This window comes from Cytobacillus sp. Hz8 (assembly GCF_042263505.1).
Taxonomy (GTDB): Bacteria; Bacillota; Bacilli; order Bacillales; family Cytobacillaceae; genus Bacillus_BE.
The window spans coordinates 350,060-366,011 of sequence record NZ_JBHKFI010000001.1; the positions used below are offsets into that span (position 1 = coordinate 350,060).

Annotated in this window: 12 protein-coding genes; 11 read left to right on the forward strand and 1 reads right to left on the reverse strand. The window is 36.1% G+C overall.

Features of this window, described 5'->3' with window-relative positions; all coding sequences use genetic code 11:
* The first annotated feature begins 38 nt into the window (after positions 1-38).
* Positions 39-1,919, forward strand: coding sequence for a sigma-54-dependent Fis family transcriptional regulator (locus tag ACE38V_RS01760; protein ID WP_375839414.1), 1,881 nt, complete (start codon positions 39-41; stop codon positions 1,917-1,919).
* A 245-nt stretch (positions 1,920-2,164) separates the two neighbouring features.
* Complete coding sequence (locus ACE38V_RS01765) at positions 2,165-2,494, forward strand: hypothetical protein (protein WP_375839415.1); 330 nt, start codon at positions 2,165-2,167, stop codon at positions 2,492-2,494.
* Between the two features lie 265 nt (positions 2,495-2,759).
* Here ACE38V_RS01765 and ACE38V_RS01770 read toward each other — a convergent pair whose 3' ends face one another.
* Positions 2,760-3,491, reverse strand: a complete 732-nt coding sequence (locus ACE38V_RS01770; RefSeq protein ID WP_375839656.1) for a transposase — start codon at positions 3,489-3,491, stop codon at positions 2,760-2,762.
* Positions 3,492-4,437: 946 nt separating this feature from the next.
* Here ACE38V_RS01770 and ACE38V_RS01775 point away from each other — a divergent pair.
* The 9 genes from ACE38V_RS01775 (at position 4,438) to ACE38V_RS01815 (ending at position 15,653) form a co-directional block, all read left to right on the forward strand.
* Positions 4,438-5,454, forward strand: coding sequence for a LacI family DNA-binding transcriptional regulator (locus tag ACE38V_RS01775; RefSeq protein WP_375839416.1), 1,017 nt, complete (start codon positions 4,438-4,440; stop codon positions 5,452-5,454).
* Between the two features lie 317 nt (positions 5,455-5,771).
* Positions 5,772-7,085, forward strand: coding sequence for an ABC transporter substrate-binding protein (locus tag ACE38V_RS01780; RefSeq protein ID WP_375839417.1), 1,314 nt, complete (start codon positions 5,772-5,774; stop codon positions 7,083-7,085).
* Between the two features lie 81 nt (positions 7,086-7,166).
* Entirely contained in the window at positions 7,167-8,060 is an 894-nt protein-coding gene (locus ACE38V_RS01785) for a carbohydrate ABC transporter permease (protein ID WP_375839418.1), read from the forward strand.
* 20 nt (positions 8,061-8,080) lie between these two features.
* On the forward strand, positions 8,081-8,920 hold the full coding sequence (locus ACE38V_RS01790; RefSeq protein WP_375839419.1) for a carbohydrate ABC transporter permease: 840 nt from the start codon (positions 8,081-8,083) through the stop codon (positions 8,918-8,920).
* A gap of 14 nt (positions 8,921-8,934) precedes the next feature.
* Complete coding sequence (locus ACE38V_RS01795; protein WP_375839420.1) at positions 8,935-10,017, forward strand: Gfo/Idh/MocA family protein; 1,083 nt, start codon at positions 8,935-8,937, stop codon at positions 10,015-10,017.
* 20 nt (positions 10,018-10,037) lie between these two features.
* Positions 10,038-10,994, forward strand: a complete 957-nt coding sequence (locus tag ACE38V_RS01800) for a carbohydrate kinase family protein (protein WP_375839421.1) — start codon at positions 10,038-10,040, stop codon at positions 10,992-10,994.
* 12 nt (positions 10,995-11,006) lie between these two features.
* Positions 11,007-12,476, forward strand: a complete 1,470-nt coding sequence (gtfA, locus tag ACE38V_RS01805; protein WP_375839422.1) for a sucrose phosphorylase — start codon at positions 11,007-11,009, stop codon at positions 12,474-12,476.
* A gap of 17 nt (positions 12,477-12,493) precedes the next feature.
* Positions 12,494-13,471, forward strand: coding sequence for an aldo/keto reductase (locus tag ACE38V_RS01810; protein ID WP_375839423.1), 978 nt, complete (start codon positions 12,494-12,496; stop codon positions 13,469-13,471).
* A 439-nt stretch (positions 13,472-13,910) separates the two neighbouring features.
* Positions 13,911-15,653, forward strand: coding sequence for a phospho-sugar mutase (locus ACE38V_RS01815; RefSeq protein WP_375839424.1), 1,743 nt, complete (start codon positions 13,911-13,913; stop codon positions 15,651-15,653).
* The last annotated feature ends 299 nt before the right edge of the window (positions 15,654-15,952 follow it).

Genomic DNA, 15,952 nt, shown 5'->3' on the forward strand with positions numbered 1-15,952 from the left:
AAAGTGGATTAAAGCCAAATGATTAGAGGAGGAATGGAATGAATACGGTTTTATATTTAGATACATGGAAGCGTTTTGTAAAAGAAGGGGTTCTTGATTCTGCACGGATAAACAAGAGAATATTGGAATCTTGGTACCGATGTAAAATGGAAAATGTGGATCCTTATTTAAATAAAGGACTGCATCTCCTGGCTAAAGAGGATTTAGAAAAGAAGAGAGTAAAGAACGCGCTTCTTTTAGAAGCCGCTACACCCTATATAGAAAGATTAGAGCAGTCAGTTAAAGATTCAGGAATGATGAGTCTGTTGGTCGATCCTGATGGATATGTGCTTTCGTTGACTGGTAATGAAAATACCTTACTGGAAGCTAGTCGAATCAATTTCATTGAAGGAGCTCGTTGGACGGAAAAGGAGGTAGGAACAAACGCCATTGGAACGGCTTTACAAACGAAGGAACCGGTAAATATTAACGGGGCAGAGCATTATTCCGTCGCTTCACACCGTTGGAGCTGTTCTGCTACTCCTATTTATCAGGAAAATGGCCAATTAATTGGTGTAATTGATATATCCTGTCCAGTTGAAAATTCTCATCCCTCTATGCTAGGAATCGTTTCTTCGATTGCCTATGCTATTGAAAAGGATATCAGGAGTCGTTTCTATCAAAATGAACAATCCCTCATCCAGAATGCTACAGAACTAGCTGAATCCTATCAACAACATTTCCTCGTTGTCTGTAATAATGAACAAATCATCATCGCTGTGAGTAAACCTCTTCGCGAAAAATATTCAAAAATAATTGGACAGAATCTACAGGATTTATTATTTAGCGGTTATCGGATTGACCGAGAAATAGCCTTTCCATCAAATCAGGACAATTTCTTTTCAGCTCGTTGCATTTTTCTGTCACCATCAAATGATTTTAGTCCTAAACCCATTTTTTTCTCCGCAGATTTATCCAATTCCTTCGTTTTTAAAGGAGAGTGTGGTACAAGTGAAAGTTTTCATAGCATGATTCATAAAGTAAAACTTGTAGCGCCAACAGACGCAACAGTATTTATCTCTGGTGAAACAGGAACTGGGAAGGAATTAATTGCTCATGCTGTTCACGATAACAGTCCAAGAAGGGGTGGACCCTTTATTTCCATTAATTGCGGGGCAATTCCAAAGGACTTAATGGAAAGTGAACTCTTCGGCTATTCTGAAGGAGCATTTACTGGAGCCAAACGACAGGGATATAAGGGGAAATTCGAACAGGCTCAAAATGGGACGATTTTTTTAGATGAAATAGGAGAAATTCCATTGCAAATGCAGGTTGCATTATTACGGGTTTTACAAGAAAGAAAAATAACTCCAATAGGAGGCACAAAGGAAATCTCGCTGGATGTCCGTATTATTACAGCGACTCATCGGAATATTCCAGAGCTTGTTCAGGAAGGTGCTTTTCGAGAAGATTTATATTATCGTTTAAATGTCTATCCTATTCATGTTCCTTCACTGAGAGAAAGGAAGGAAGATATCCCTCATCTTGTTCGGTTTATTTGTCAAAAGAATAATTGGCATTTGCCCATTACGGAGGATTTCATTCAAACTTTACAAGAATATGATTGGTCAGGAAATATTAGAGAGCTTGCAAACGTGCTGGAACGTGCACAAATAATTTGTTCAAATTCTCAGCTAGAACAAGCTGTAACACCGCATCCCTTAGAAAATTTAAAGATAATTTATCCATCTGTCAATAATACAATTGCACAAGAAAATTGCGAAAATAATGAAAAAAAATTAAAGGGCCGTGAAAGAATTCAAAGGGATTTAATGCTCGAAGCTTTAAAGAGAACAAAAGGGAATGTAACGGCAGCGGCCAAATTGCTTGAAATTCCAAGAAGTACATTTTATAAAAGATTAAAGAAGTTTGAAATATAAAATTTACTTTCAAAATATAAAATAAATGAAACTGCAGTCATAATGGATGAACGTCCATAAGTGGTTGAAGTTTTTTGTTTATGCTAGTTCAGTTCTTGATTTTTCTTGGAGCTTGACTCATGATGATGAACCCTACTGAAGACAGCTACCACACTGATGGCCAAGTTTGATTTTTATCATTGTAAATGCGTTGTCATAAATATTGGTTGAGAAAAATGATGGTTTTATGAATGGAGCTTAGACAATTGATTAATAGTATAGAGTTAAATGATCGTAATGAGGATTTGGAAACGGAGGGAAATGATGAGCAAATTATCTTACATAGCATATACATTGGCTCTTTATTATTTATTGTGAGCTTTTCATTATCATTAGTATACGGTTACAAAGTGCTTACAGAGGATTTACCTCTTGAAGTGAAGACCCAAGCCATTGGATCCTATGAACTTTCTTACTTTGTCATATATGCTATTGTAATCTCCTATATTATTTGGATTATCTGGAATAAAAGAAAACTTGGAAAAATATGTATGCTATTGGTGGAAATCCCGAAGCAGCAAAGGTTTCTGGTGTAAACGTAGCCAAAAAAGAGAATTCAGAACCAAAAATAAAATTTAATTTTGGATTATTGTCTCGTTTTTTGAATAATAGCGAAAAAAATTAACCTCTCTGCATAAGGCTGTTATGGATCAAGTGATGAACATTCTTGATAATTCAAATTGATAAATTATTATTAGTTTTCATTTTTTTTAGTGGGTCTACACCAAAACATGGTCTTGACCCATATTTCACCTAATTAATTCCATGTTACACTCAAGTAAAATTCTTTGTTTATAACACTTAGGATTTCGAGTAAAGTAGTGTCGAATGTTGAAGGACTTTTATTTTATTGTTCTTCCCTTCTACAGTTGCATTCGTAAACCGTATTTGGTGATAGTTATAGATCTCTTCCTTCCAATTCATCATCGTTTTTATGCATTCTTGAACGGCCGTATGTTCAATTTGTTTTCCTTGGTTTAACCATCGATCAAACCCTTGTTGAGCATATTTATAGTGAGAAGTGCAATCATACCATTCGATTAATGCTTCTTTCCATTCATATACCTCTCTCAAGGTATCCGAATATTGAAGTAATTGCTTTAAGGTTACAAGTTCTTGGTTCGTTAATTGATCAAATCGCTTACCCAGTATACGGTGATTTTGCTTCAAATGAACTCGGGCAAAAGATGAAAGGTTCTTTTGCACGTGTTTTCGAACCAATTGTAGAGCCTCTGTCACATAACGATTCACATGAAAACGATCGGCAATTCGAATAGCTGATGGGTACACTTCTTTAATAAACGAGTGATATCCCTTTGCCAAATCCATGACCACTGCCTTTGGTTGAAGGGCTGCTAGCTCCGAATGTACTCGATAATGAGTGAGTAATTCATCAAGTGTTCTACCAGAAATAACATCTAGAAACGTTTCACCACGTAAGTCATGGAGGCCAGTATTATAGGTATGACCTTTGCGGATCGCAAAATCATCGATTCCTAAGATGAGTTGTTGACTATTTTTTGCTTTCTCTATGCATTCTTCTTGGACCCGAGAACTTTAGTTTTCCATCCATTTCTTAAAGACTCTTTCAACCGTTGTCGAAGGGGTACTGGTTACTTCTGAAGCGTGTTTTACGGTAGAACCAACTACATGATAAGGTAGACTTGCCTCAAAAGCCTTGGTATATCTCTTTTTAGGAGCTACACACTCGTATTGCTATATAAATGAAGCGTGACAGTCGCAACAAGATAAACGAATGGCAGGAAGTCGCTGGCCGAAGGCAGACAGGTGGCGAACTTTTCTAGTATAAGCACTCCCTCGACGAATTGTATTGGAAGACGTACAAACTGGGCAAGGCTGTAAATAATCAACTGGCTCTACCTCAATCAAAACAGAGTCTTCGTCCCTTAAAATATGGCAGTTCTGGTAAATTTAATAGAATACTGTTAAACTAAGAGTGCATCTGTATACCTCGTTATGTTGTGGGTTGGCACTTTCAACATACTAGATACAGATGTTTTTTTTTGTATTATTTTTACTCGTCAAGAACAGATTTCAGTGTTGAGCTTTTATTATAGCAATAAAGTTTCCTAACGAATCCTAGCCCTCTATTTCAAGTTTTAAAGCATCAATGGCGATCAATGGACCTTGCTGAAGTAAAGCTTGATGACTTACATTTCCACCACTTCATAATTTGGATGAAACCTATCACTTTTGGATTATTCATTTCATGCTAACAGAGTAGCACAGCAAATATCAAAACAAAAATGCATACAAAGTGTGAATCATCTCACCCATAGGCGAGATGTATGTTTGGTCAACTGAATTCACCGTAGAGATACGCTGCACAAACCATTTCTTGGTGGTTTGTTTAAATCTAACCATATCATTACAGCAAAGAATCCAATTGACCAATATAATGATTGTTTGTTAATATAATGTTCAGGAAAACGTTTTCGAGAAAAGAGGGGGTGAATATATGCCAATCACAATCCAGGATATTGCCAAAGAAGCACAAGTGTCGATCGCAACGGTATCAAGAGTAATCAATGGTTCAAAAGCGGTCAGCCCAGAACTTGAAAAAAGAGTAAATGATGTCATTCAAAAAAGGAATTTCAAACCCAATTCTTTAGCCAGAGGTTTAATAACAAACCAGACGAACATCATCGGAATTATCGTCCCTGATATTTCAAATCCGATTTTCGGTGCATTGACAAAAGGGATTAATGATGTTTGTCAACAAAAAGGATACACACTAATGGTATGCGAATCTGGTGGAAATCTAGAAAAGGAAATTGAATTATTAGGAGTATTATCTGATAGAAAAATAGATGGTGTTTTATTTGCGGGTGTTGATATTAATACAACATTGGTTGAAGAAATGAAGAAACAAGAATATCCTATTGTATTGGTTACGCAAGAGGCAGCGGATGGAAAAGAAGAACTCTATACAGTAGTACATGATAACGTAAGTGCAATATATGATGCCATTTCTTTTTTAATAAAAAATGGGCATAAGCAGATAGCATTTATTGGCGGTCCAGAAAACGATTATTCATCTGGGCAGAAACGTTTGAAAGGTTTTCGAATGGCATTGCAGGAAAACAAAATAGAAATTCCGAAATCCTATATTGAACATGGGGATTTTTCCTTTGATTCTGGATATACCTGCATGAGAAAAATATACGAAGAAAACAGTGTATTACCAACGGCAGTAATGGTTTGTAACGATACTATGGCTATTGGTGCAATTCGCTTTTTAAAAAGCGCAAAAGTTTCAGTACCAGATGATATTTCAATAATGGGTTTTGATGACTCGGAATTAGGAAAATATTTTAGTCCTGAATTATCAACAGTTCGCATCTCCTATTTTGATGAAGGGGTTAAAGTCGCCAAAACACTTTTCAAACTTATTAATAACAAGAACCAAACGATACCAAAAACACAATTTATACCCCATAAAATTATCAGGAGAAACAGCGTAAAAAAAATATAGTCTATTATGTTATTGAAAAGGAAAACCCTTTCCTGTTATTTTGTCAAAAAATAGGAAAAATCAAATAAAAATACAAAGAGGAAAGCTTTGTAACCTACAAAATTAAACAAAAATGATAATATTTTTATTGATTTTGATTTAAGTTATTATATATAATTTAAATATCAGGTAAACGTTTTCAAAATAAGTGAAAACATAAGTTTAAAAGAATAAAGGAGGAGGAGAAATTAAGGGTTAATTTTAATGAAAATGTTTTCCAATGAGAACGATTTTATCCCCTGGTGCTACCAAAACTAATGTATGATGGAGGGTCATTTATGAAGCGTCTTAAGTTAAAGAAATTTTTAGCTCCATTGGCTGCAGGTTCACTGATTCTTTCGTTAGCAGCATGTAGCGGCACTTCAAGTTCTTCAAGTTCATCCAGCAAAACATCATCAAATGGATCGGTAACGATTAATTTTTCGTTTGACCAAGGTGTTGGAAAACCGGCTCAACAAATTGTTAACGAATTCAACAAAAGTCAAAACAAAGTTCATGTAAATACCGTCATCTTACCACAGGATGCAAATACGGTACACGACAATTTTGTAAACAAGCTAGCATCAGAAGATACAAGTGTTGATGTAATGGCTGCAGATGTTGTTTACGTTTCAGAGTTCGCTTCCGCAGGTTGGCTAACTGACTTAACTCCATATTTTAAGAAATCAACACTTAATCAATTTATTCCAGGAACGGTTGATGCAGCAACATTTAAAGGAAAACTTGACGCAGTGCCATGGTTTACAAATGCAAGCGCTCTCTTCTACCGTAAAGACGTACTCGATCAATTGGGCGTAACACAACCGCCTACTACATACCAAGGGTGGATTGACCTTGCAAACAAAGCAAAAGGTGTTAACGGTGTTCAATATTTAGCAGACTTTCAAGCTGCACAGAGTGAATCAATGGTAACAAACTGGGTTGAATTTTTGTGGAATAACGGCGGAGATGTTTTGGATAAATCAGGAAAACCAATTGTTAATTCTTCAGCTAATATTAAAGCAACTCAAACAATGGTTGATTTAGCGAAAAATTATGCTCCAACAGGTGTAACAACCTACGCTGAGCCAGAAAGTGAGCAAGTATTCTTAGCTGGTAAAGCATTATTTTTACGCGATTGGTCAGGATTCTGGAGCCAGGCAAATGCAAAAGGTTCTCAAGTAGCAGGAAAAGTAGGTGTTACATTCTTGCCGGTTGAAACTGACAGAATGCAATCACATTCATGCTTAGGCGGTCTTGACTTAGTCGTCAATAATGCAATCGATGCTAAACACAAACAGGCTACTGTCGATTTCATTAAATATTTAACAAGCGAAAAGATACAAAAAGAATTTAACTTGATTGCTGCCCAACCACCAGTGTTGAAAGCAGTTTATACTGATCCAGATGTTTTGAAAGAAAACCCGTTCTATAAAGATTTCTATAACATTATTTTAAATGGAAAATCACGTCCAATGTCTCCTAAGTATGCAAAGGTATCTGATGCAATCCAGAAGAATATCCATCAAGCATTAACTGGAACAATTGATGTAAAGACGGCATTGGATAATACGCAAAAGGATATTGAAAAAGCAAATAATAGCAGCAATTAATAAGAAATGAACTGCAGAATATATTCCATATTCTGCAGTTCATTTCACTAATTGGAGAAAACGTAAGATAGGAGGTTTAATATGCAAAAGGAAAGCTCACTTCAAAAAAAAGAAGCAAGAGATGCATGGATCATGATGGCGCCAGCTATCATTATTATGTTAGTAATTGCTGTCTATCCTATATTAAGAACGTTTTGGATTAGCCTGCATCAAATGGTATTGACAGATCCGGGTTCCGGTTATCCTTTTATTGGTTTAAAGAATTATATGAAAGTATTCCAGGATCCAAGAGGAATGGCAGCCCTCACATTTACGTTAAAATTCACCATAACTACCGTTGTGTTAGAATTAATAGTTGGTTTTGCGGCTGCTATTATTATGAATAAGAAGTTTAAAGGACGAGGATTGGTGCGGGCAGCAGTATTGATCCCTTGGGCAATACCTACTACTGTATCAGCTTTGATGTGGAAATTTATCTACAATGACCAATATGGTCTATTTAATGACGTTTTATTTCGATTGGGGATCATCGATAAATATCAAGCGTGGCTAAGCACTTCAAATGGTACATTCATGGCACTTGTTATTACAGATGTATGGAAAACAGCCCCTTTCATGGCATTATTAATTTTAGCCGGACTACAAATGATTCCGAATGAATTGTATGAATCGGCAAAAATAGATGGTGCAAATTCTTTCCAAGCATTTGTAAAAATTACATTGCCTATGGTAAAAAACACTGTTTTGGTAGCATTGCTGTTCAGGACATTGGATGCATTCAGGGTATTCGACCTTGTTTCCGTCATGACCGGTGGAGCAAATAATTCGGAGAGTGTCTCATTGTATGCCTATGATAATTTAATGAAGTTCCTTGACTTCGGATACGGTTCTGCTTTGTCTATTATGGTATTTTTAGTAGTTTTCATCATTAGTTTAATTTACATGAAGATAATAGGTAAAAACATTGTTGGATAACAGAAAGGAGGAGAACTGGAATGAAACGTAAAGGCATGGGAATTCTTAAAAGTTTGATCTTTTGTATATTTGTCATTTTGTTTTTGGTCTTTATTTTATTACCATTCGTTTGGCAGTTCTTAACTTCCATCAAACCGCTTAATGAAATATCGGCAATACCGGCAAAATGGTTCCCTAGCAAAATAAACATACAATTTTATTTTAATGTTTTCCAGAAACATCCATTTGGCAGATATTTAATAAACAGTTTCATAGTTGCGCTTATTACAACTTTCCTAAGCATTTTCATTGGAGCTTCGGCATCGTATGCACTAGCCAGATTACGGTTTAAAGGGAAAAAAATAATGTTAATGGCAATTTTGTGCATTTCGATGTTCCCGACAATCTCAACAGTAAGCCCTTTGTTTTTAATTTTAAAAAGTTTGCATTTATTGAATACGTATGTAGGCCTTGTTATCCCTTATATAACATTTTCTCTTCCGTTTTCGATATGGCTATTAACAAACTTCTTTAGCCAATTGCCAAGAGGATTTGAGGATGCGGCAAAGATAGATGGATGCAACAGGTTCCAAATGTTTTTTAAGATCATGTTACCATTAATTAAACCTGCAACATTTTCGGTTGCTCTTTTAACATTTATCAATGCATGGAACGAATATATCTATGCTTTAACTTTTATGACTAGCGATGACATGAAAACTGTTCCTGTTGGAATTGCCTTATTCCCAAGTAACTATGAACTTCCATGGGGCGATATGGCAGCTGCATCCGTTGTTGTTACGGTCCCACTCATTTTATTGGTGTTGATATTCCAAAAGAAAATTATCGCCGGCTTAACTTCAGGCGGTGTTAAAGAATAACGGAGGGAATATAAATGAAAAAAATTCGATTTGGGGTTATCGGTTCAGGATGGAGAGCAGAGTTTTATATTCGTATTGCAAAAGTGGTTTCGGATAAATTCGAACTGACAGAAGTATTGATAAGGGATAAAGAAAAAGGAGAAAAATTCGCCGAAAGATTCGGGGTGAAAGTCGTCAATTCCTTGGATGAACTGATGAAAGGCAATCCGGATTATGTCGTATTATCCATAAAAAGAGGAACGGTTACCGATTATTTAATTGACCTATTTAAAAAAGGCATTCCCGTCTTATGTGAGACACCTCCAGGAGAATCCATCGAATCGCTGGAAGAACTTTGGAAGCAAGCAAAAAAATATAAAGCAAAAATACAAATTGCAGAACAGTATTTTGTTCAGCCGCTATATGCAGCATGGCTAAAAGTAATCCAGGAAGGAAAACTCGGGGAAGTAGGAAACATCAATATTTCGTCTCTTCATGGATATCACGGAGTAAGTATTATCAGGAAGTTTCTTAACGTTGGTTTTGGTAATTGTGTAGCATACGGGAAAAGGTTTTCCTTTGATGTAACGGAAACATATGGGCGCGATGGTATGGCTTTTGATGGGGAAATATTCTCTTGTACAAGAGATCGCTTAACATTAGAATTCGATAACGGTAAAGTTGCATTTTTCGATTTTTCGGATCCTGCACAATATCATTCCTTCATACGTACCCGTCAACTAACAGTTCAGGGGACAAGAGGGGAAATCGACGATTTAACCATTCGTTACCTTACACGAGAAAATGTTCCTGTTACACAAGAATTAAACCGGATCGATTTAGGAAAATACAGTAATCAGGAATGGGCACACTTTGCCATCATGTTAGGGGAAGAGTTTCTTTATAGAAATCCTTTTGTGAATGCGAGACTGAATGATGATGAAATAGCGGTAGGTACATGCATGCTTTTAATGGGTGAATATCTATCAACGGGCAGAGATTTTTATTCTTTAAAGGAAGCGTTGCAGGATACATACATTTCATTAATGATGGATGAAGCTCTTAAAAATCCAAACAAGGAAATAAGGACTTCAAAAAGGCCTTGGGCGAATGAGTAAAACAAATCTGGGGGACTACCATGTTTGATTTTAATAGCAGAATTGAACTTCAAAATAAAAGCAATGATATCCTAGCTGTTGGAGAACTTTTGATAGATATGATATCCGCCGATTACGATGATGATTTTACGTGCAAGACGTATAACAAATTTTTCGGCGGTTCACCCTCTAACATTGCTATGAATGCAAAAAAATTAGGGATTCGTTCTCTTGTCGCATCGGCTGTCGGAAAAGATGGATTAGGAATGTTTTTAATAAATCATTTGCATAATGCGGGTATCGATGCCGGATGCGTTCAAGCGGTTGACTATGCAACTAGCATGGTGTTAGTTACAAAAAGCAAGAACAATCCTGTCCCAATCTTTTACAGAGAAGCGGATTATCAGTTAACATATACAAAAGAATTGGAAGAAGCAGTGCTGAATTCAAAAATCCTTCATTTTTCTTGTTGGGCAATTTCGAAAGTGCCGATTCGTAACACAACCGAAAAGATGATTGAAGTGGCAAGGGAAAATGGTAAATTAGTATGTTTTGACCCAAATTACCATCCGATGTTATGGGAAAGAGGCGAAGATGGAGTTGCATACATAAAATCCATTATTCGTAACGTGGATATCATAAAGCCTTCTGAGGATGATGCGGAAAGGTTGTTTGGTAGGGATAGCCACGAGAACCAAGTCAAAAAGTTTTTGGAGTTGGGTGCCAATCTCGTTATAATGACGTTGGGGAAAGATGGGGCAATTGTTTCAAACGAAACAGAAACATTAAAATTCAATACTTTGGCAACCGAAGTGGTGGATGCAACAGGAGCCGGTGATGCATTTTGGTCTGGGTTTTATACCGCATTGGTAAAAGGATATTCAATCAAAGAAGCAATCCTATCAGGATTTGCAGTTAGCGCATACAAATTGAAATATACGGGTGCAGTAGTCGATTTGCCTAAACTAGAAGAAATAAAGGAAATGTATGGATTATAGGGGGATGTTTTGATGATAGTAAAAAATCAAGTACAGCTAATCACCTATCCAGACTCAATGGGAGGAAATCTAAAAACTCTCAATCAAGTACTTTTGAAGCATTTTTCGGATATTTTTAAAGGTGGAGTTCATATTTTGCCGCCTTTCCCGTCTTCAGGTGACAGAGGTTTTGCTCCACTTACGTATCTAAAAATTGATCCGGATTTCGGCTCTTGGGAAGATATAAAAGAAATCGGAAAAAACTTTGATGTTTTGGTCGATTTGATGGTGAACCACATTTCGAGAAAATCTGAATATTTTCAGGATTTCTTAAAAAAGGGACGTAAATCCGAATACGCAGATTTATTCATCACTTTGGACAAGTATTGGAAAAACGGAGAACCGGTTCAATCCGATATCGATAAGATGTTTTTGCGACGTAATTTTCCTTACTCGACCTTTACAATCGAAGAATCAGGTGAAAAAGAAAAAGTATGGACAACATTCGGGAAAACAGATCCTTCCGAACAAATTGATTTGGATACAAAATCGCTGAAGGTAAGACAGTTGCTTACCCAGTTTTTACAGAATTTTAAGGAACAAAATGTAAAGATAGTAAGGCTAGATGCAGTCGGATATGTAAGCAAAAGATTAGGAACAAGTTGCTTTTTTGTAGAACCGGAAATTTATGAATTCCTTGATTGGATAAAAGAACTTGCTGATTCTCTCGGGATTGAGTTACTCCCTGAGGTTCATGCGCATTACTCCATCCAATACAAATTGGCGGAACATGACTACTGGATATATGATTTTATCCTGCCATACCAAATACTAGATACGCTGATTAATAAGTCAAGTAAGAATCTCCTTCAATACCTTAAAGACCGCCCTCATAAGCAATTCACGATGCTTGATTGTCATGACGGAATTCCGGTAAAACCAGATCTGGATGACCTTATCGACTCAAAAGAAGCGAAAAAAGTAGTCGATGTTTGCGTAGAAAGAGGGTCAACGCTAAGCCTTATTTTATCTGATGAACACAAGGGGAAAGACGGATTCGATGTCCATCAGATAAAATGTTCTTATTTTTCTGCACTAAATTGTGATGACGATGCTTATCTTGCAGCAAGAGCAATTCAATTCTTTGCTCCAGGCGTTCCACAAGTTTATTATGTTGGACTTCTTGCTGGGGAAAACGACTACGAGAGTGTTGAAAAAACTGGAGAGGGGCGAGAAATTAACCGTCATAATTTTAGCCTTGATGAAATCGAAGAAGCCATCGAAAAAGACGTCGTGCAAAGGCTTTTAAAATTGATTCGATTCCGAAATAAGTACGAGGCTTTTAACGGAAAATTTAACGTATTGGATTCTGGCGATAATGAAATCCGTCTTTCGTGGAAAAAAGATCAGAAATGCTGCACATTGTTTATTGACCTTAAAACAAACAAATCAGTTATTGATTATATCGATAAATATGGAAATGTAACACAATATCACATATAAAAAGGGGAATAAGTGACATGAAAACTTTACCAATAAACAAGAATGGACTACAAACAAGCCGATTGATTTATGGATGTATGGGGCTTGGAGGCGGGTGGACGAAAGATCCTGTCCAACCCGAACATATCAAGCAGGCACATGAGGTAGTGGAACTTGTACTGGAAAACGGAATCAATATGTTTGATCACGCAGATATTTATGCATTTGGAAAAGCCGAAACTGTTTTCGGTCAAGTAATGAAAGAAAAGCCTAAATTAAGGGAAAAGATAATTATTCAATCAAAATTAGGGATTCGATTTCCAGTCGAAAAGAAAGGAATTCCAGCACGATATGATTTTTCAAAGTCTTATATTTTAGAAAGTGTAGACGGTATTCTTTCGAGACTGAATATCGATTACTTGGATATTCTTTTATTACATCGACCAGACTCTTTAATGGATGCACAGGAAGTAGGAGAAGCTTTTCACAAGTTAAAGGCTTCGGGAAAAGTTCGCTATTTTGGCGTATCCAATATGAGTGCCGGACAAATCCGCTTACTGCAAAATTTCTGCAATGAAAAGCTGGTTGTAAACCAGTTGGAAATGAGTTTGGACAAAATCGGATTTTTGGAAACTGGTGTGCATGTTAACCAAATCGCAGCCCGAAATAACGTATTTCCAGAAGGGACACTTGAATATTGCCAATTGGAAAACATTCAGCTTCAGGCTTGGGGATCACTTGCCAAAGGTTTGTATTCCGGACGAAACCTAGAAAATGAAAGCGAAAAGGTGAAAAATACTGCATCGCTTGTACGGAAACTTGCGGAAGAAAAACAAACTTCAACTGAAGCGATTGTTCTTGCTTGGCTGATGAAACACCCTGCTAATATCCAGCCAATCATCGGGACTACAAACCTTGACCGGATTCAGGCGTGTACGGATGCAGTAAATGTTACACTAAGTAGGGACGAATGGTATACATTATACGTTAGTTCAAGAGGTGTAAGCTTGCCATAATCGATAGATAAAAATCATAAGGCTGGAGGTATCATGGAGAACTTTGTTTTTCAAAACGGTACAAAAATTATTTTGATCAATTAACTTCCGAGTTAATACACTTGTTAATTAATACAATTAAAGTAAAGAAGAATGGTGATATTAAAGTATATTATCGTGTATCGGAAAAATCATTCAAGAATTAGAATATCCAACAATTTGTTTAGTCCACTCGAAAAATCTTTGTTATAGTGATTCGAGTGGATTTTTTATTACTCTTTATACCATATTACTTTGCTAATCATCGTTCACATATGGAAACTGACGTAATACAAAAAAAGTAATTATTAAAAAATATATTAGTAAAATTTTTAGTAAAAAATTTAATTATAAATCTATTTAATGGTATAATTTGAATAAACAAATCATCCATAAAAGTAGATTAATTGGAGGTCCATATATGTGGAAAGTCGAAGCAGATAAATGGCTTAATTTTACCCAATTAGATGAAGAATTAAAAAAGCAATTAAAGGAAATGTCTCAATCGGAAAGTCTTTTGGAAGATGCTTTTTACAAGCATTTGGAATTTGGAACGGGTGGAATGAGAGGGGAAATCGGTCCAGGAATTAATCGTATGAATATTTATACCGTGCGTAAGGCTTCAGAGGGATTAGCTCGTTATATCGAGAGAATAGGTGAAACAGCAAGAAAACGTGGAATTGTCATTGCCTATGACTCTCGTCATCTATCATCTCAATTTGCTTTGGAAGTGGCTAAGACAGTAGGAAAACATGGAATTAAAGTATATTTGTTTGAAGAGCTTCGCCCTACACCGGAGCTATCATTTGCTGTTAGATATTTAAATGCTTTTTCAGGTGTCGTGATCACGGCCAGTCATAATCCCCCGGAATATAATGGCTATAAGGTTTATGGCCAAGATGGCGGGCAGATTCCACCAGAAGCAGCAGATATAATTATTCAATATGTAAATGAAGTGGAAAATGAATTAACAGTTGAAGTTACTGATGAAGCTGATCTAGTTCGAAGTGGTTTGCTTCATTATATTGGTCGTGAAATTGATGAATGTTATCTTCATCAATTAAAAACGATTCAATTGAATCCGAATGTGATTGAACAGGTGGCTGATGATTTTCGAATTGTCTATTCCCCACTACATGGAGCAGCAAATAGGCTGGTTAGAGAGGGATTAAAAGCTTATGGATTTAAGAATATTACAGTAGTTAATGAACAGGAGCACCCCGATCCCAATTTTTCCACTGTAAAGTCACCTAATCCTGAGGAGCATTCTGCATTTCAGCTGGCCATTGAGTATGGGGAAAAGATGGATGCGGATCTTTTACTTGCAACTGATCCGGATGGGGATCGCTTAGGGGTGGCGGCTAGAAATAATAACGGTGAATATGAGGTTCTAACTGGCAATCAGATGGGAGCGTTAATGCTTGAATATCTTTTATCTCAAAGAAAAAGTCAAGGCACTTTTCCTGAAAATGGAGCTTTTATCAAAACAATCGTAACCTCTGATTTTGGGAGAGCTATTGCCAATGACTATCAGATTAGAACAATCGATACACTAACAGGGTTTAAGTTTATTGGGGAGAAAATAAAAGAATTTGAAGAAACAAAAGAACAAACTTTTTTATTTGGTTATGAAGAAAGCTACGGCTATTTAATCGGTGATTTTGTTCGAGAAAAAGATGCTGTACAAGCAGCTGTTTTGGCAGCAGAAACAGCTGCTTGCTATAAATTAAAGGGTATGACCCTATATGAAGGGTTAAATGCGTTATTTGAAAAATATGGGTATTTTCAAGAAGCGCTAGAATCAATTACCTTAAAAGGGAAAGAAGGAGCAGAGAAAATCGTATTGTTAATGGATTCTTTTAGACAATACCCACCAAAGAAAATTGAAGAAGTAGAGATTGTCGCAATAGAAGACTACTTAACTAGTAAACGATACAATATAAATTCAGAAGAAGTTGAACCAATATTTTTACCAGCCTCTAATGTACTAAAATATCATTTAGCTGACGGATCTTGGTTCTGCCTGCGTCCATCTGGAACAGAGCCAAAAGTAAAATTTTACTTTGGAGTCACATCAGATTCATTCGAGAAGAGTCAAGAAAAGCTGCATTTATTGCGGAAGGCATTTATGGAACAGGTAAAAACTATTCTTACAATTGAATAAAGTACATTTTGAAAAGGGACTAGATTTTTCTAGTCTCTTTTTGAAATTGAGGTATTTTTTTTAAACGTATTTCAAAGTAAAACAACCTCATTTTTTTAAAAAAGTCTAAAAATAATAGGTTGTAGTTGACAGTAGAGTAGGTGCATTATATATTTTAAATGTAGTAAAACTTTTACTCAAAACTTTTACTAAAATGATTTTGCTTTAAAGTATGGAATGTAATTTATGTTCAAAAATGAACCAAGAGCTTACTAAAGTAATAGGGGAACCTAAATTGGGAATAAATAATAGGTGGTATC